Source organism: Gloeotrichia echinulata CP02 (assembly GCA_038087035.1).
In the GTDB taxonomy this organism is placed as follows: domain Bacteria; phylum Cyanobacteriota; class Cyanobacteriia; order Cyanobacteriales; family Nostocaceae; genus Gloeotrichia; species Gloeotrichia echinulata.
On the sequence record CP051187.1, the window covers coordinates 261,919 to 279,426 of the forward strand.

General features: G+C 42.6%; 16 protein-coding genes. 13 read left to right on the plus strand and 3 right to left on the minus strand.

Annotation, left to right across the window (positions count from 1 at the left end):
* Window positions 1-64 precede the first annotated feature (64 nt).
* The gene (sufR, locus tag HEQ19_01180) at window positions 65-754 is read right to left on the minus strand and encodes an iron-sulfur cluster biosynthesis transcriptional regulator SufR (protein ID WYL98342.1); all 690 of its coding nucleotides are present in this window, start codon (window positions 752-754) and stop codon (window positions 65-67) included.
* A 243-nt stretch (window positions 755-997) separates the two neighbouring features.
* Here sufR and sufB point away from each other — a divergent pair, with 243 nt between their 5' ends.
* The 9 genes from sufB to HEQ19_01225 all read left to right on the plus strand — a co-directional run bounded on the left by sufB (window position 998) and on the right by HEQ19_01225 (window position 9,637).
* Entirely contained in the window at window positions 998-2,437 is a 1,440-nt protein-coding gene (gene sufB / locus HEQ19_01185) for a Fe-S cluster assembly protein SufB (protein ID WYL98343.1), read from the plus strand.
* 213 nt (window positions 2,438-2,650) lie between these two features.
* The gene (sufC, locus tag HEQ19_01190) at window positions 2,651-3,439 is read left to right on the plus strand and encodes a Fe-S cluster assembly ATPase SufC (protein WYL98344.1); all 789 of its coding nucleotides are present in this window, start codon (window positions 2,651-2,653) and stop codon (window positions 3,437-3,439) included.
* Between the two features lie 299 nt (window positions 3,440-3,738).
* Entirely contained in the window at window positions 3,739-5,088 is a 1,350-nt protein-coding gene (sufD, locus tag HEQ19_01195; GenBank protein WYL98345.1) for a Fe-S cluster assembly protein SufD, read from the plus strand.
* An 11-nt stretch (window positions 5,089-5,099) separates the two neighbouring features.
* A complete protein-coding gene (locus tag HEQ19_01200; GenBank protein WYL98346.1) occupies window positions 5,100-6,386 on the plus strand; it encodes a cysteine desulfurase in 1,287 nt (428 codons plus the stop codon).
* An 81-nt stretch (window positions 6,387-6,467) separates the two neighbouring features.
* Complete coding sequence (locus HEQ19_30590; GenBank protein WZI67084.1) at window positions 6,468-6,698, plus strand: hypothetical protein; 231 nt, start codon at window positions 6,468-6,470, stop codon at window positions 6,696-6,698.
* A complete protein-coding gene (locus tag HEQ19_01210; protein WYL98347.1) occupies window positions 6,692-7,183 on the plus strand; it encodes a hypothetical protein in 492 nt (163 codons plus the stop codon). Before HEQ19_30590 ends, HEQ19_01210 begins: the two co-directional genes overlap by 7 nt.
* 197 nt (window positions 7,184-7,380) lie before the next feature.
* A complete protein-coding gene (locus HEQ19_01215) occupies window positions 7,381-8,016 on the plus strand; it encodes a Uma2 family endonuclease (protein ID WYM03189.1) in 636 nt (211 codons plus the stop codon).
* A 706-nt stretch (window positions 8,017-8,722) separates the two neighbouring features.
* A complete protein-coding gene (locus tag HEQ19_01220) occupies window positions 8,723-9,046 on the plus strand; it encodes a phasin family protein (GenBank protein ID WYL98348.1) in 324 nt (107 codons plus the stop codon).
* A 69-nt stretch (window positions 9,047-9,115) separates the two neighbouring features.
* Window positions 9,116-9,637 carry an FKBP-type peptidyl-prolyl cis-trans isomerase gene (locus HEQ19_01225; protein ID WYL98349.1) on the plus strand — a complete coding sequence of 174 codons (522 nt, stop codon included), beginning with the start codon at window positions 9,116-9,118 and terminating at the stop codon, window positions 9,635-9,637.
* A gap of 66 nt (window positions 9,638-9,703) precedes the next feature.
* Here HEQ19_01225 and dnaB read toward each other — a convergent pair whose 3' ends face one another.
* The gene (dnaB, locus tag HEQ19_01230) at window positions 9,704-12,241 is read right to left on the minus strand and encodes a replicative DNA helicase (GenBank protein WYL98350.1); all 2,538 of its coding nucleotides are present in this window, start codon (window positions 12,239-12,241) and stop codon (window positions 9,704-9,706) included.
* Between the two features lie 495 nt (window positions 12,242-12,736).
* Between dnaB and HEQ19_01240 the strand changes: the two genes are divergently transcribed.
* Window positions 12,737-13,843: a transposase gene (locus HEQ19_01240; protein ID WYL98352.1), complete on the plus strand. Its 1,107-nt coding sequence runs from the start codon at window positions 12,737-12,739 to the stop codon at window positions 13,841-13,843.
* A gap of 401 nt (window positions 13,844-14,244) precedes the next feature.
* Here HEQ19_01240 and HEQ19_01245 read toward each other — a convergent pair whose 3' ends face one another.
* Window positions 14,245-14,442 (minus strand): hypothetical protein, encoded by a 198-nt coding sequence (locus HEQ19_01245; protein WYL98353.1) that lies wholly within the window; start codon window positions 14,440-14,442, stop codon window positions 14,245-14,247.
* Window positions 14,443-14,845: 403 nt separating this feature from the next.
* Here HEQ19_01245 and HEQ19_01250 point away from each other — a divergent pair, with 403 nt between their 5' ends.
* The 3 genes from HEQ19_01250 (at window position 14,846) to HEQ19_01260 (ending at window position 17,349) form a co-directional block, all read left to right on the plus strand.
* On the plus strand, window positions 14,846-15,493 hold the full coding sequence (locus HEQ19_01250; GenBank protein WYL98354.1) for a histidine phosphatase family protein: 648 nt from the start codon (window positions 14,846-14,848) through the stop codon (window positions 15,491-15,493).
* Window positions 15,494-15,514: 21 nt separating this feature from the next.
* Window positions 15,515-16,540 carry a glucokinase gene (locus HEQ19_01255; GenBank protein ID WYL98355.1) on the plus strand — a complete coding sequence of 342 codons (1,026 nt, stop codon included), beginning with the start codon at window positions 15,515-15,517 and terminating at the stop codon, window positions 16,538-16,540.
* Window positions 16,541-16,704: 164 nt separating this feature from the next.
* Window positions 16,705-17,349, plus strand: a complete 645-nt coding sequence (locus HEQ19_01260; GenBank protein WYL98356.1) for a hypothetical protein — start codon at window positions 16,705-16,707, stop codon at window positions 17,347-17,349.
* The last annotated feature ends 159 nt before the right edge of the window (window positions 17,350-17,508 follow it).

Here is a 17,508-nt window from a genome sequence, read left to right on the forward strand (position 1 = left end):
CAGTTAGATACCCCCTCGACATACCAAGAAATTTTTGGTACTGACGCACCCTACTAAGTACTGATTAAATTTTTGTTTTCGATCTGGTACTAAATAAATAACCACAACGATGTTCGCCGTGAATCATCCAGTGGGTACGTTCTACTGTACAATCAGGAAGAATGGCGGCAAACATTTCTAATTCATGACCACAGATGCTAGGGAAGGATTCGGCTACGTTGGAAATGGCGCAGGTGTGTTCGATGAAAATAAAGCGTTCTTCTGCTGGGGAGTGATTCGGCTCTACAGGATGATACTGGGCCATGAATCCTTCGGCTTGTCTGAGTTGAACTAATTTTGCCACACGTTGTTGTAGTGAACCTTTACCCACGCGCTCGTGGTATTCTTGGGCTTTGCGCTCCCACTGTTTTTGTAAAATCGTTGTCACCTGGTCTGGTCCGACGGTTTCTGCTAAGGTATCCAGCAGGGAAACGGCAAAGTCACCATAGCCATCACTTAGGCGATCGCTTGTTCGTTGGAGGCGATCGCGTCCTTGATTACTTAATTGATATACATGCTGCGGTCTCCCCATCCCGGCTTGTTCCGCTGTTGAGCATAATATCATCTCTTGGGTCTCTAAATCCTTGAGATGGCGACGAATCGCTTGGGGACTAATATCTAAGATGTCAGCTAGCTCGAAAGCCGTTGCTTGCGTGTGTTTCAGGAGATATTCTAGGATATCTTGCTTCGTTGAGGACTGGTGGGTAGTCGCCATCTTCTCTACGAGACGCTCCGCGAACGCCCCAAAAATTTTTTGGAAAAATTTGACTTTAACAACATTGTTGTTGCTAATTTAGCGTAAAATGAAGATAAGTTAAACAACTTGGATGTTGTTTTAGTCTTCATCCTCATTGTAACAGCCGTTGAACCGCTCGGTAATGCGAGATGGGAATCGGCTAAATTCGATCCCGTCTGCGATCGCTAGAGAGAGCCAATTTCTGAACACGAGAGATTACCGATGAGCGCCACTGTCAAAACCTTAGTCAACCAACCCTACAAGTATGGCTTCGTCACCGACATTGAAGCCGACACGATACCGCGTGGACTAAACGAGGACGTTATCCGTTTAATCTCCAGCAAGAAGAACGAGCCGGAATTCATGCTGGAATTTCGCCTGCGAGCTTATCGCCAGTGGCTAAAAATGACAGAACCAACTTGGCCTAGCGTCAAGTATCCACCAATTAATTATCAGGATATCATTTACTATTCAGCGCCGAAACAAAAAAAAGCCAAGCTCAATAGTTTAGACGAAGTTGATCCTACCCTCCTGGAAACCTTTGAGAAGTTGGGGATTCCCCTGTCGGAACAGAAGCGACTGAGTAACGTAGCTGTAGACGCGATTTTTGATAGCGTTTCTGTCGCTACCACCTTTAAAGAAAAACTCCTCAAAGACGGCGTAATTTTCTGCTCAATTTCCGAAGCATTGCAGGAATACCCAGAACTGATAAAAAAATACCTGGGTAGTGTCGTCCCCATAGCAGATAATTATTTTGCAGCTTTGAACGCCGCCGTATTCAGCGATGGTTCTTTTGTCTATATTCCTAAAGGCGTAAAATGCCCAATGGAACTATCTACCTACTTCCGCATCAACTCTGGTGATACGGGACAATTTGAGCGGACTTTAATTGTCGCCGAGGAAGGTAGCTATGTGTCCTATTTAGAAGGTTGTACAGCGCCAATGTATGACAGCAACCAGCTACACGCTGCGGTTGTGGAACTTGTCGCCTTAGACAATGCGGAAATTAAATATTCCACCGTGCAAAACTGGTATGCTGGCGATGCGAATGGTAAAGGCGGGATTTATAACTTCGTCACCAAACGGGGTTTATGTCAAGGTGTAAATTCCAAGATTTCCTGGACACAAGTGGAAACCGGTTCAGCAATCACTTGGAAATATCCCAGTTGCGTCTTGGTGGGTGATAACTCCGTGGGTGAATTTTACTCTGTGGCGCTGACAAATAATATGCAGCAAGCCGACACCGGCACTAAGATGATTCATATTGGTAAAAACACTCGCAGTACAATTATTTCTAAAGGAATTTCTGCTGGTAAATCTAGTAACAGCTATCGGGGTTTGGTGAAAGTCAACCCAACGGCTAAAGGGGCGAGAAACTATTCCCAATGCGACTCAATGCTAATTGGGGATAATGCTCACGCCAATACTTTCCCTTATATCCAGGTGCAAAACCATACCGCCAAAGTAGAACATGAAGCTTCTACTTCTAAAATTGGGGAGGAACAACTATTCTTCTTCGCTCAACGGGGTATTTCCGCAGAAGATGCAATTTCGATGATGATTAGTGGCTTCTGTAAGGATGTTTTTAATCAGTTACCAATGGAATTTGCGGTGGAAGCTGATAAGTTGTTGAGCTTGAAGTTAGAAGGTTCAGTTGGATAATGCTTGTAGTCAGCACTTTAGGGGTTGAAAAAGCGCTAAAGTGCTGACTAATTACTGCTTTGCATCAAATCTTAGTGTTTTTCAACGCAGAGGGACGCGAAGGAAACGCAAAGGAACGCGGAGTCAGGAAAAGGATTCAGGCTGGTAGTTAGCACTTTAATGTGAGAGGAAGCGTTGGAGTGCTGACTATAAAATAACAGAGAGAGAGAGAAGATGATTATTGAAAATAGTGAAGTTTTGCTGTCGGTGCGTGACTTGACGGCTGAAGTTGATGGGACACCGATTTTGAAGGGTGTGAATTTGGAAGTTCGCTATGGTGAAATCCATGCGATTATGGGACCGAATGGTTCGGGAAAGAGTACCTTGTCTAAGGTGTTGGCTGGACATCCGGCGTATACTGTGACTGGTGGTGAGGTAATTTTTCAAGGACAAAATCTGCTAGAATTGACGCCGGAAGAAAGAGCGAGAACAGGTGTGTTTTTGGCGTTCCAATATCCGTTAGAAATTCCTGGTGTGAGCAATTTGGATTTTTTGCGGGTTGCTTACAATTCTCGTCGCAAGGCGCAAGGTTTAGAAGAATTGGATGCGTTTGATTTTGATGATTTGGTAGAGCAAAAGTTGGAAGTGGTGAAGATGAATCCCGCTTTCCTGGGACGTAGTGTGAATGAAGGATTTTCTGGTGGTGAGAAGAAGCGGAACGAAATTCTGCAAATGGCGCTGCTAGAACCGAAGTTAGCGATTTTGGATGAGACTGATTCTGGTTTGGATATAGACGCGCTAAAAATTGTGGCGCATGGAGTGAACCAACTCACCAATTCCGAAAACGCCACGATTATGATTACCCATTACCAGCGCTTGCTAGATTATATAATACCAGATTTTGTCCATGTGATGGCTTTCGGGCGAATTCTCACCAGTGGTGGTAAGGAATTGGCGCTGGAATTGGAATCTCGTGGTTATGACTGGGTGTTGGAAGATGCTGCAGTTGAGGTGCTGGTGTAATGTTTCTGGCAATGGAAAGATGAATTTGTCTCACGCATTCGCGGAGCGTCCCGTAGGGAAGGCGCATTCGCGGAGCGTCTCGCAGAGAAGGCGCAAAGGTACAAAGAAAAAGAAAGGTATTTTTGGCATTTGATAATTCTGATTCAGCACCGCCGAAACTCTTATTCTCTCTCTGCGCCTACTCTTCCCTACGGGACGCAGAGCGAACGATAACGCTCCGTGAATGCGCCTGTGCGTGAGATTTTCAAACTTTTAATCAGCACCGCCTTATATTCTATAACGATTTCACGAGTATCTAAATGAGTATTCAAGTTTCTCCCATTCCTAACTCAGATACTGTCAGTTTGACGGATAGAGATGCTTATCTATCTGAGTTGTTGAAGATTGCATCTCGCCCAACTGATATGATTTGGTTACAGGAATTGCGCGATCGCGCTGCTAATTGGGTACGTCACTCGACTATCCCCACGACCCGTGATGAAGAATGGCGCTTTACTGATTTGTCTTCTTTGCGAAAGGTGGAATTCAAATCTGTAGAACCTTTAGAGGTAAAGTCTCTACAGCCTGATATTCTTAAGGAAGCGGTTAATAGCCGTTTGGTATTTGTCAATGGTGTTTATGTACCACAGTTATCGGCGATCGCCAATTTACCTTCTGGGGTTGTCGTCGGTAATCTAACAGGGTTATCGGTGGATTTACAGGAGCGAGTTAAGCAGTATTTAGCTGAGGCTGAGGGAGCTAAGGAAGTATTTACGGCTCTCAATACCGCTGGTTTGTCGGATGCGGCGATTATTTTGGTCCAGAAGAATGTCGCAGTTGAGACGCCTATTCATTTGGTGTTTATTTCTGTGACGGGTGAAATGGCGAGTATTTCCCAACCCCGTTGTTTGGTGGTGACTGAAAGTGGTTCTCAGCTGACTGTGATTGAAGATTATACGCACCACACAGACGCAGAGGGAGTTTACCTGACTAATGCGGTTACGGAAATTTGGCTGGCCCAGAATGCCGAGGTGAGTCACACTAGGGTTGTACGGGAAGCTGCTGCGGCTTTTCATGTTGGGAAGACTGCTGTGACTCAGGCTCGTGATAGTCGATATATTTGTAATGCGATTACTTTGGGTGGTAAGCTGTCACGTCACAATTTGGAGATTTTGCAAACTGGTGAGCAAACCCAAACTACTCTCAATGGTTTGACGATGATTTGGGGTAATCAGTTGGGGGATACTCACAGTGCGATCGCCCTGAATTATCCTTATGGTGTGAGTCGGCAATTGCATAAGTGTATTGTAGGCGATCGCGCTCATGCTGTGTTCAACGGTAAGGTTTTTGTTCCTAAGCCGGCGCAGCAAACTGATGCGGGTCAGTTGAATCGCAATTTGTTATTATCATCCAAGGCGAGGGTTGATACTAAACCTCAATTGGAAATTACTGCCGATAACGTTAAATGTGCCCACGGTGCTACTGTCAGCCAGTTGGAGGATGATGAAATATTCTACCTGCAAAGTCGGGGCATTGATGAAAATGCTGCCCGCAATTTGTTAATTAACGCTTTCGCAGCGGAAATTATCAACGAAATCCCACTTTCTTCTCTGCGAGAAATCCTTTTAAATACCGTCAATAATCTTAAGTCTACATCACTTGACTCTTGACTTATCTACCAATGACTTTTACTCCTACCAAAACCCTCGCCGATCAAGTCCGCGCTGACTTCCCTATCTTACACCAGCAAGTCAATGATAAACCTTTGGTTTACCTCGATAATGCGGCGACATCTCAAAAACCTTTGTTCGTCTTAAATACTCTACGAGATTATTACGAACAATATAACGCTAATGTGCATCGCGGTGCCCACACTCTCAGTGCTAAAGCTACTGATGCTTATGAAGGTGCGAGAGATAAAGTTGCTAAATTTATTAATGCTGTATCTCGCCAAGAAATTGTCTACACCCGCAATGCAACTGAAGCAATTAATTTGGTAGCTTACAGTTGGGGAATGAACAATTTGCAGCCGGGAGATGAAATCATTCTCTCGGTGATGGAACACCATAGTAATATTGTTCCTTGGCAATTTGTTTCCCAAAAAACCGGTGCAGTGTTAAAATTTGTGGAACTGACACCAGCAGAAACTTTTGATTTAGAACAGTTTAAACAACTGATTTCTGAAAAAACAAAATTGGTGTCCATAGTCCATGTATCCAATACCTTGGGTTGTATTAACCCAGTCCAAGAAATTGCTACGATTGCTCACAGATACGGCGCGAAATTCTTAGTTGATGCTTGTCAAAGTGTACCTCATATGCCTATCGATGTGCAGGAAATAGACTGCGATTGGTTGGTAGCTTCTGGTCACAAAATGTGTGCTACAACTGGCATAGGATTTTTATATGGTAAGTTAGAATTGCTAGAATCAATGCCACCATTTTTTGGTGGTGGTGAGATGATAGCTGAGGTGTATTTAGACCATTCTACCTACGCTGAGTTACCCCATAAATTTGAAGCCGGTACACCCGCAATTGGGGAAGCGATCGCTCTGGGTTCGGCGATAGATTATCTTACTAATATAGGTATGGATAAAATCCACGCCTATGAAGCTGAATTAACAGCTTATTTGTTCCAACAATTAGCGCAAATTCCCGAACTTCGGATTTACGGCCCCAAGCCAGATGCTAAGGGAGTTCGCGTAGCGTCTCCGACAGGAGAAGGTAGAGCGGCTTTAGCTGCTTTCACCGTGGGTGAAGTCCACGCCAATGACATATCTACATTATTAGATCAAGAAGGCGTCGCTATTCGTTCTGGACACCATTGCACTCAACCATTACACCGTTATTTGCATCTTAACGCAACCGCTAGGGCGAGTTTGTCTTTCTACAATACCCGCGAGGAAATTGATATTTTTATCAAAGCACTCAAGGAAACTCTTGACTTTTTTGCTGGGGTATTCGCTTAATGTACGGTGGGCTTTAGCCCACCTTTTGATTTGGATTTATATTAATACTTATAATACTTAATTAGCTGGTAAAACACCTTTATGAAAAAGCCTATTTTAAGTCTGGTATGCTTGCTTGGGGTTTTAATTCCTCATGCTGCGATCGCCGGAGGTTCAAGTTGGGAGTATCAAGTTGTTAAGTTCAAGAAAACATCCCCGACATCAGCAGAATTTTCTCTACGTCCAACTTTTAAGTCTGGTATGCTTGCTTGGGGTTTTAATTCCTCATGCTGCGATCGCCGGAGGTTCAAGTTGGGAGTATCAAGTTGTTAAGTTCAAGAAAACATCCCCGACATCAGCAGAATTCTCTCTACGTCCAACTTTTAAGTCTGGTATGCTTGCTTGGGGTTTTAATTCCTCATGCTGCGATCGCCGGAGGTTCAAGTTGGGAGTATCAAGTTGTTAAGTTCAAGAAAACATCCCCGACATCAGCAGAATTCTCTCTACGTCCAACAAGGCGAGAACAGGACTATCCTAAAAAAGAGTGCAAAGAGATTTTGGTACGCGCTCGATATCGTCCTGAAGCGTTTTGGCGAAAAACCTGGAGTAGATTTGTTTCTGAAAAAACACAAAATCAAGCTATTCGCCTACTCGAAGAAGCATTTCAAAAGAAAAAGCCAACCAGGTTTGGTGAGATGGCTACCGGTTTGAAGAAAGTAAATGGTAAATCTTGTGTTTTTGACAGTCGGGGACTTGATGTTCGTCAGGAAAATCCTAGTAAACAAAATGCAGTATATTCCTATCACGACCCTATTTAGGCTTATTTGTGACGATAAAATCCCTTATTTTCAATAATATTAAGACTATTTACGGGACTGTGACAACGGGAACTAACTGGAAGTTTCTCAAGATTTATGAGCAAGTGGTTGAAATTGACCTGAGTGAATATTATATTAATGATATAGGTAAAATTTTCGGAATTTTATATCATATTGGACTGAAGAAGTATTTTAATATGCTTGTAACGTCAACACCCGCAGAACAAAGAACAGTGCTACACAACGTTAGCTGGGAAACCTTTGAAGCCTTGCTGACAGATACAGGTGAGGATAGAGGTTCTCGCTTTGCTTATGACTGCGGTACTTTAGAAATCATGACTCCACTTTTTGAACACGAAAATCCCAAAAGTAATTTGGGAAATTTTATTATTGCTTTAGCTGAAGAATTAGATATTGAACTCAGAAGCGCTGGTTCTACAACTTTAAAGCGGAAATTAGCCAGACGTGGTATAGAACCAGATAACTGCTACTATATAAAAACTGAACCGAGAGTCAGAGGGAAGGAAACTTTAGATTTAGAAACAGATCCGCCACCTGATTTAGCAATTGAAATTGATATTACTAGCAGTTCGGTGAATAAATTTAATATTTATTCAGCCTTGGGTGTAACTGAACTTTGGAGATATGACGGGAAGGATTTAAAATTTTATCAGTTGCTAGATGGGGAATATGTTGAGTGTGAGTTTAGTATTGCCTTTCCTATAATATCTGTTAGTGATATGAGCAGATTTATTCAGCAGAGTAAAAGTATGGGTGAAATTGCTTTGTTGAAATCTTTTCGTGCTTGGGTGCGGGAGAAGCTTAAGAGTTAATTGAGCCAATAAATCTTAAGTATAGTGCGTTAGGCTAAAGCCATCACTCACCCTGGCGGAGGGTAAGCAGTGCAAGGGATTGTAATTTAACATGGTAGGAGCGATCGCACATTCAATCGCCAACTCAAACAAACTTGGCTCTTCCGTACTTAGCGTGCTAAATTTATTAAATAATCAGCTTGAAACCCTTACTGAGATACGGTAATAGCCATTATTTCCTGTATTTTTGGTCATATTGCTGAAAATTAAATTATGAACGCCTGTAAGTCTTACTTTTAAAGCAAATTTATAGACTTTAACTAATAATTAAGCACGCTAAGTACGCAAGAACCGAAATGGTTGGCTAGGGATGGAGAAATCCCTGCTGCACGGTTGGCAGAATGGGTCAAATCAATTTCCGAGAACCGAGGCTAGTCCAAAGTCTCCTGCCGTTGGTGGGACAGAGGAAATGTGCAGTAATCTAATAGCGTGTGTTCGCGTAGCGTCCCGTAGGGAGGAGTCGGAACCTGTGAGGGTAAACGAAACTCACTACGTGAGTTAGAACCCCATGCCTTTAGGCATGGGGTATCTCAGTCGGTTATTCCTCTGCTTGTGGATTTGCCAAAATAGAGTTGTAGGCTAGAATAACTACGCTTCCAGCATAGCTTGATTGCGTACACTCAGGAGCAAAGACCCGTTGCTTTAACACAACTAAGAGGAAGGGAGTATGGATAACAATAATTGGATGCAGCAGATATTAATGCTGGGTATTGGTACTACATCTTTGGTAGCGGACAAACTCCGACAAGTGGGGGATGAATTGGTTAAGGATGGTAAGCTCAATCCTGAGCAAGCCAAGGCGGTCATGGATGACATTGTACAGCAGTTGCGCTCTGACCAGGGCACCTGGGACGCCCAAATGCAACGACAAGTGCGAAATATGATGCAGGATTTAGGGGTGGCGCGTCAGTCTGAAGTGGATGAATTACGCGGTAGAATTGACCGATTAGAGCGTCAAGTGCGCGATCTAGAAAATAAGCTTTGGCGTTAGGATACCCATTGTGATTTAATATCCAGTTGGTCATCTTTTTGCCAGACTGCCTAAATAGGGAGGGCTAATTTGAAATCAATTTTACTCAGTGTGGCGTTCATGCTGATCTGTGTTGTGGTTTTGGTGTTAGCGCAAGTTGGTAATAAACAAAATTCGTCCATTGCTAATAATGTGACTCAAGCTACACCAGCACCCACTACAGTTACTGAAAACAATACTTTAATTCCGAAGAATACTATGCCTGAAGACAATACCATTACTACCGCCTCTGGATTAAAATATGTCGAGATAGAGGAGGGAACGGGAGAGACTCCTCAACCTGGACAAAAGGTTGAAGTTCACTATACTGGTACTTTAACAGATGGTACTAAGTTTGATAGTTCACGCGATCGCCGCAGTCCTTTCAGCTTTATCATCGGACGTGGACAGGTAATCCAAGGCTGGGACGAAGGCCTTAGCACGATGAAAGTGGGCGGTCAACGTAAGTTAATTATCCCCCCAGAGTTAGGTTATGGTTCTCGTGGTGCTGGTGGCGTAATTCCTCCCAACGCTACTTTGATTTTTGATGTGCAATTGTTGAGTGTGAAGTAGGGAGTGGGGAGTGGGGATTGGGGATTGGGGGCTGGGGATTGGGAGCTAGAAACAGGGTTTTGCACTTCAATAATGATTAGGTCTAGCTAAGTTTTTAAACTTGGTAAATTGCGGATCAAATAAGAGTTTAACAGTGCCGGTCGGTCCGTTACGATGTTTAGCTACTATGACTTCGGCAATGCCGCGATCTGGACTGTCATGATTATAATAATCGTCGCGGTATAACATCATTACTAAATCCGCGTCTTGTTCAATAGAACCCGATTCTCTCAAATCTGATAACATGGGGCGCTTGTTAGTGCGTGCTTCTACACCTCTACTCAACTGAGAAAGGGCAATAATTGGGACAGATAATTCACGGGCTAAATTTTTAAGAGAACGGGTAATTCTGGATAATTCTTGTACACGATTATCACCTGCACCTTCCATTAATTGCAAGTAATCGATGACTATTAATCCTAGTTCCATACCTTGTTCTGCTTGCAAACGCCGCGCCTGACTACGCATTTCTGTAACGGTCATATTTGGCGTGTCGTCCATAAAAATTGGCATATCAGAAAGCATACCAATAGCACGGCTTAAGGGTTCCCACTGGGTTTGACTAATACGTCCACTCCGCAGATAACTACTTTCAATTCCAGCTTCGCTCGCTAATAACCGTTGCGCCAGTTGTTCTTTGGACATTTCTAAGCTAAACACAGCCACTGGTAATTTGTAGCCAGATGCAATATTATGAGCCAGGTTTAAGCAAAATGCTGTATTGTGAACACAGATATCATTGGCAACAAAATTGTGTGTTTCTGGAATTGTTAAGTCATAGACTTGCTTGTTACCCATTGACTCAATAGCAACTATTTCATCCCAGTAAATATCGCTATTTGCTAACTGTTGAAGTGGCAAATTATCTAAAGCCGTGGCTAAAATCCAAAGCCTTTCTCTTCCTAAAGCACGTTTACCTACGTGCATATTTGTATGGTCTTGAATACCAGCCCGTCTGGCTAAACTATTCCAAGTTTCACTACCTTTAGCTGCGGCTATTTGTTCCCAAATTTCTATAGGTATTAGGTCACAATTAGTTTGATATCTCTTTTGAGCTATAGCTGCTGCAACTTTTGCTAAGGCCTCTTTTTTGCCAAAGATACCAATTTCTGAGATGAAATTCTTGATAGATAAGGCATCAGTAATATCTAATTGCCACGCTGATCTGCGGGTGTTTTTATACTTTACAGAACGCTTTTTAAGACTGGCAATAATGCCAAATCTTAATAACAGATGTTGGATCTGTCTGGCTAGTTTCTCGCTGACAGTTGTATAGCCTAACTGTGATTGACTACTAGAAAGTAGTGTAGCCCATCCATCTGTAGCAAAAAGACGGTTAAGTAATAGAGATAATTGCGATCGCTCTAATTTAAAGACGATATCTGGAATAGTTTTAGCATGAGCATCTTTGCCCCATAAACCTAATTTTTCCAACCAAGCTGTTAGTGAATTACCACTAGATTTACTGATGATGGCTTGGGAAAAATCTGCTTGTAGTAATGGATTACTATTTGTAAATCGTGGATTGCTGTTAGTTAAACCACCATCGCCAATTAAATAACCTAATAACTTGACTTCGCACTCACGCATGGCTTCGCTACCAAACACATCTATTTGGCGGGGAACGGCTATTTTATCACCCACTTTCAGATGTTCTAATCTTTGCCAGCCTTTAATAGTCAAATATGGATGGGTGATTGTAGTTTCAATAGTCCGCCCCAAGCGAGTAGTAACACGAAAAACTGGTTTAATACCATCATCCACAAACGCAGATGGTTGGGTAAAGGTAAATTTCCAGTTGTCATTTAACGTTAATAATGTGCCGTGACGGTGCTTGTATAATTCTTCAATTGTGGCAATTCGACCATCTGCGAGAACGATTTCTGAATCAAAGCTGAGGCATTTCCCCATTGATGGTCTGCCAGCTACAATAATCAAATCAGAACGCTGAAAGCCACTGGTCATGGTATCTAAATCATAGAAACCACAGGGAATTCCCGGTAAAGCAATACCTTGATGACGGTTTTCAATATCTTGAAAAGCATTAATTAGGGTATCAGAAATGTGAACTAAACCTGATTGGGGACGTTGTTGGGTAACGCCAAAAACTTTCTGTTCTGCTTGATCTAATACAATTGGTAGCTCTTTCTCAGTTTCGTAACCGAGATGAACAATTTCATTACCAGCTTTAATTAACTGTCGTCGCAGGAATTTGTCCATCACCAACCCAGCCAAGGCGTCGATGTTAACGGCTGAGACGGTGCGGTCTACCAGGGTGACTAATTTATTTCTCCCACCAATTCGGGTTAGTAAATCGTTATCAGCCAGCCAAGTTGTCACCGCTAGCAGGTCTGTGGGTTTACCTTGGCGATGGAGCAGCAGGGCTGCAGTATAGATATCTCTGTGAGCGCTAATGTAGAAAGCTTCTGATTTGAGGCGATCGCTCACTCGACCCATCGCTTCGGGATCTAGTAAAATTCCCCCCAAAATCGCTTCTTCTGCTTCAATATTTTGGGGTGGTAGGCGATCGCTACCATCTCCCTGAAAATTCAGTTCTTCAGCCATAAGCGTTTTAGATTGGCGATTTTGTACTTGTACTGAGCTTGTCGAGGTATTGGCGATCAGATAATTTTATTGATCGTGCGTAAAACCCCGTCCCCTTGTGGGCGGGGATGTAAGCACGGTTAAATTAGGGGGTTCGATACCCCCTAATCTAACACTATCCGCGTTGCTTCTGGGTGGCAATATATTGTTTGACTGCCTCGGACGATGTACCACCGACAGACGAGTAGAATGTTCCGTCGCTCCACAGTCGAGATCCCCAAAATCTACGCTTTTTCAAATCTTTAAAAGTATTAAATATATGCACAGCAGAGATTAATTTCATTACTTTGGGCAAAATATGATGTGGTAGCCAAGGCAGTGTTTGGCGTGTGAACTAGAAAGTATTTTCATTTTTAGAGTATATTGCTTAACTATATAAAGTTTCTGATATACTCATTTTACACCCAATTTGGCCTGTAATTAAATGCCCAGCCAAAGCAACGGAGTGGCTCTCTAATGAAGCGTACTGTTAGTATCCCAGTTGATTTACCATCTACAAGGTTCCTGCCTTTGATGAATCAGTGTGCAGAAATTTTTAATGCTCATATTGACTGGGCATTAGCTAACAGTAGCTACAACAAAAATAAGGCACACAAGCAACTGTATCATTTACTAAGAATACAGTATCCGAGTGTTCCTTCTGCGTTATTGCAAACAGTCAGGGAAAATGCTTTAGAAGCAATTAAAGCCACTAAATTCCAGCGCCTTCCCAGAAAAAAACAAACATCAGGATTGAGGTATGATCAGCGCACTATGACATTGCGTGGACATCAGTTAACCTTGTCCTGTATTGGTAAGCGAGTTAAATTAATCCTAGAAATTCCTGATTATTTCAAACAAGTTTTTGAGACTTGGGAATTTAGAGGTGCAACTTTAACTTATTCAAAGCTTTCAAAACAGTTCTGGGTTCGACTGGTTTTTGAATCACAGAATCCGCCAGAAATTACTGGGGGAATTCAGGGAATTGACCAGGGGCTTTACCATCAAGCAGTAACTTCTGACGGACAATTTTTCTCCAGTTCCCAAATTAGAAATACTCAAAGACGTTACTTATTCAATCGTCGTCAGCTCCAACAAAAAGGCACTCGTAGCGCTAAACGTCGCCTCAAGGCGATGTCTGGACGCGAGCAGCGGTTCATGAAGGACACGAACCATTGTGTAAGTAAAAAGCTAGCTAACCAAGCAGATATAGCGGTTTTTGTGCTGGAAGACTTGTCTAGTATTCGTACCCAACGACGCGGTAAGCAAATGAATAAATGGTTGGGTAGTTGGGCATTTTACCAACAAGAGCAGTTCTTAGCTTACAAAGCAGAAGCTTTAGGAAAACGAGTGGTACACCAAGACCCTCGGTACACTTCCCAAAAGTGCAATGTTTGTCAGCATATTAAAAGAACAAACCGCCATAAGTCTAAGTTCCATTGCAAAAACTGTGGACACCAAACTCACGCGGATCTCAATGCTTCTAGAAATGTCCGTGATGACTATATTCTCTCCTCTACCTACCGGTCTTTGGAGCAGGGGTCAGTCAATACCCCGTATGTTTCAGGAAATTCTGTTTCCTAGTTACAAGCCCCATCCCCTCGTGGGTGGGGCAGTTGACAGATTTACTCTCAATAAGTACTCAACATAACTACGCAAGGAATTTAATTTTAGCACCTCATTATACAAATAAAAAATGTAGTGATTGTGGCGTCAATATGAAAAAATCTCTATGCAAATTACAACCACGTTTGTCGCTGTGGTTGTAATTTGCATAGAGATGAAAACGCTGCAATCAATATTTTATAATCTTGCTATGCAAGCTAGGGATGGGCAATCCCGAAGTAACGCTAAAGGACTAGCAACCTCTACTGTGCCTGGCTAAAGCCTGTCAGAGTAGAGGTTGCTAGGGTGAATTGAGAATCCCCTGTCTGGGACACGCTGCGTGAAGGGCTTTAGCCAGGGGAGTTTCAATTATCAATCCCTTAGTGTTGAACAGTTTTCTTAGCGTGATGTTTTTTGGTGTGATGTGTTTTGACTGAATGCTTCTTAACGCCTTTGTTGGCTTTAACATGACTAGACATAGCCGGAGTAGCAACTTCTGCTTTCACAGCGGGCGCAGCAATAGCTACAGGTCCAACAAGTACTAGAGAAAGAAGTAAAGCTTTAGCAAACTTATTCATTTGAGACTCCTAATTGATTTCATTCAACGAACCAACAATGTAACTATCACAAACTCATGTGTCAGAGTCTTGTTATTTATGTGAAGTTTCTATGTATATTTCTGCTACAATTGCTGAGAAATTTCCGGTCATTTAACTGGTTTATCAAGTATAATTAACGCTATATTCTCTATTTTTAATGAAAAATGAATGATTGAGTAAAGATTTTGTCGGGAGAAACTAAATATGAATGATTTGAACAACCACAGTTCTCGCAGGGGTTTAGCATTGCTAAACCCCTACAGCGTGGGTCGATTTACAACAATTAGAGCAGAAAGCTTCAGCATAAGATGTAATTTGCAGCCCGCATCAGCGGGCTGTATCAGTACAGCGAAAAAATCAATTCGCCCTAATCTCTAAACTCATGAGTCAAATTGTCTGGATAGCAAGACACGCCAACCGTCTCGACTTCGTAAACCCTGATTGGTTTCTCACCGCTGAACGACGCTACGATCCACCTCTGTCTGATGATGGTTTTGTCCAAGCACAGCAGCTAGCCAAGCGCTTGTACTTAGAAAATATTACTCAGATTTTTGCTTCACCTTTTCTGCGAACGGTACAAACCGCCAACGCCGTCGCCCAAGTGCTGGATTTGCCCATTAAACTAGAAACAGGCTTGAGTGAATGGCTAAATCCGGCTTGGATGACAGAAGAACCAGAAAGACTGTCAACTCTAGCGTTAAAAAAATTATTTCCCAGAATTGACCTCAGCTACACTCCACGGATAGCTGCAAAGTATCCTGAAACTCACGAACAAGTGCGGGAACGTTCTGGACAAACTGCTAGATGTCTTGCGGCTGAATACTTTCCCGAAGATATACTACTGGTAGCACATGGTGCATCAGTCCTAGGTGGGGCAATGGGGTTAGTCGGGGAAATTGCGAAAACGGAAGTTAAGGCTTCCTTATGTTCCTTAGTCAAAGTGGTACGTCAAGACTCAGAATGGTTATTAGAACTCAAGGGAGATACTTCCCATTTGACCCAGGTAGAGACGGCGATTCGATTTCACTAGATTCAACTAATTGCAAATTATATGACCTTACTATTAGCAGGAGACATTGGCGGCACAAAAACGATTCTGCGATTGGTTGAGACATCCGACTCACCAGGTTTACGTACTATCCATGAAGCAAGTTACCCCAGTGGAGATTTTCCTGACTTAGTGCCGATAGTACAGCAGTTTTTGGTACAAGCTAAGGCACCGACACCCCAAAAAGCTTGCTTTGCGATCGCTGGGCCTGTGGTTAATCATACTGCCAAGTTGACGAATTTGGCTTGGTACTTGGATACCGAACGTCTACAACAAGAACTAAACATTTCCTCCGTCTCTCTGATCAATGACTTTGCTGCTGTTGGTTATGGAATTTTTGGCTTAACCAAACAAGATTTGCTGACTTTACAAGTCGGTAAACACCAACCAGAAGCACCCATAGCTGTCATCGGTGCTGGTACTGGTTTAGGAGAAGGATTTTTAATCAAGCAAGGAAATCACTATCAAGTCTTTCCTTCCGAAGGTGGACACGCTGATTTTGCCCCTCGTAACGAGTTAGAATTTCTGCTATTGAAATACCTGCTGGATAAACATGATATCCAACGTGTTTCTGTAGAACGGGTAGTTTCGGGACAGGGGATTGTCTCCATTTACCAATTTTTGCGCGACCGCAAAATGGCTACAGAATCACCAGACATCGCCCAAACCGTCAGAACTTGGGAACAAGAAGCCGGACAACCAGAGAAAAGCGTTGATCCTGGTGCGGTAATTGGTAAGGCTGCATTAGAAGGACGCGATCGCCTCTCGGAACAAACGATACAATTATTTATCGAAGCCTATGGTGCAGAAGCCGGCAATTTGGCAATTAAACTCCTACCCTACGGTGGATTATATATTGCTGGTGGCATTGCTCCAAAAATACTGCCTTTGATGCAAAATAGCAGCTTTCTGTTAAATTTCACCCAAAAAGGCCGGATGCGTTCCATCCTCGAAGAAATACCGGTGTATATTATTCTCAATCAACAAGTCGGATTAATTGGTGCTGCTTTATCTGCGGCTAGGTTATAACAACTAAGTAAGTTGGTGAAAATAAATATTACTAGTTTGAGTATAGGGCATGGAGCATGGGACATGGCAGAATATGCTTGATTTGGGACTTTGACTTAGTGATTTTTATTTCCACTAACTTACAAATATCATCCGTTATATCAGCAGCATAAAAAGCAAAAACCATGACAATTAAGGTTTTTTTGTCATTAATTATCGCCACTTGTGTATGTAGTGGAACTGCATTAGTTGAGGCTCGTCAACCAAAAACGACTGTGGCGCCAGCTAAAGCCAGCACCTCTCAAGCAAAGAAGTCTGTTTTACCAGTTAAACCAAAAGTTTCTGAGGTAATACAGCCTAAATGGACATTATTCAACGCTCCTGATGGGCGCTTTAGTGTTTTAATGCCAGGAGTGCCTAAACGAGATACCCAATCTCAAAAAACCTACATGGGGGAAATTAATTTAGAACTATTTGTAGCTCAACCGCCAAAGCAGGAAGTAGCATATATAGTTGCTTACAATGACTTTCCTTATGCCTATGGTCAAATGGCAAACCCTCAACAAATACTGAATAATGCACAGACTATGGCTTTGAAAACTACGAAAAGCAATCTGATTAGTCAGAGAAATATTCGCAGTTCTAATGGTCATCCTGGTAAAGAAATTGAGTATATCAATTCTATCGGGAAAGTTACTAAAACCAGGATGTATTTTGCTGAGGGGCGTTTGTATCAAGTCACGGCTATAGTTAGTAAAAAACAACGCCAAACTTTAGCTAAAACCATTACCGGGTATTTAAATTCTTTTCAGGTCGTTTTGAAAAGTTGAGCAATTATAGCGTTTCTCGCCCTAGTGAGGTACATCGGTAAGGGCACGGCAGTGCCGTGCCCCTACATCGCGTGATACAATTTTGTACCTCATCTGAATAGGAAGTGCTGTAAGTAGGGTCTGTTAGGCACAGATTTCCATCTGCTTGGTTGCAAACAA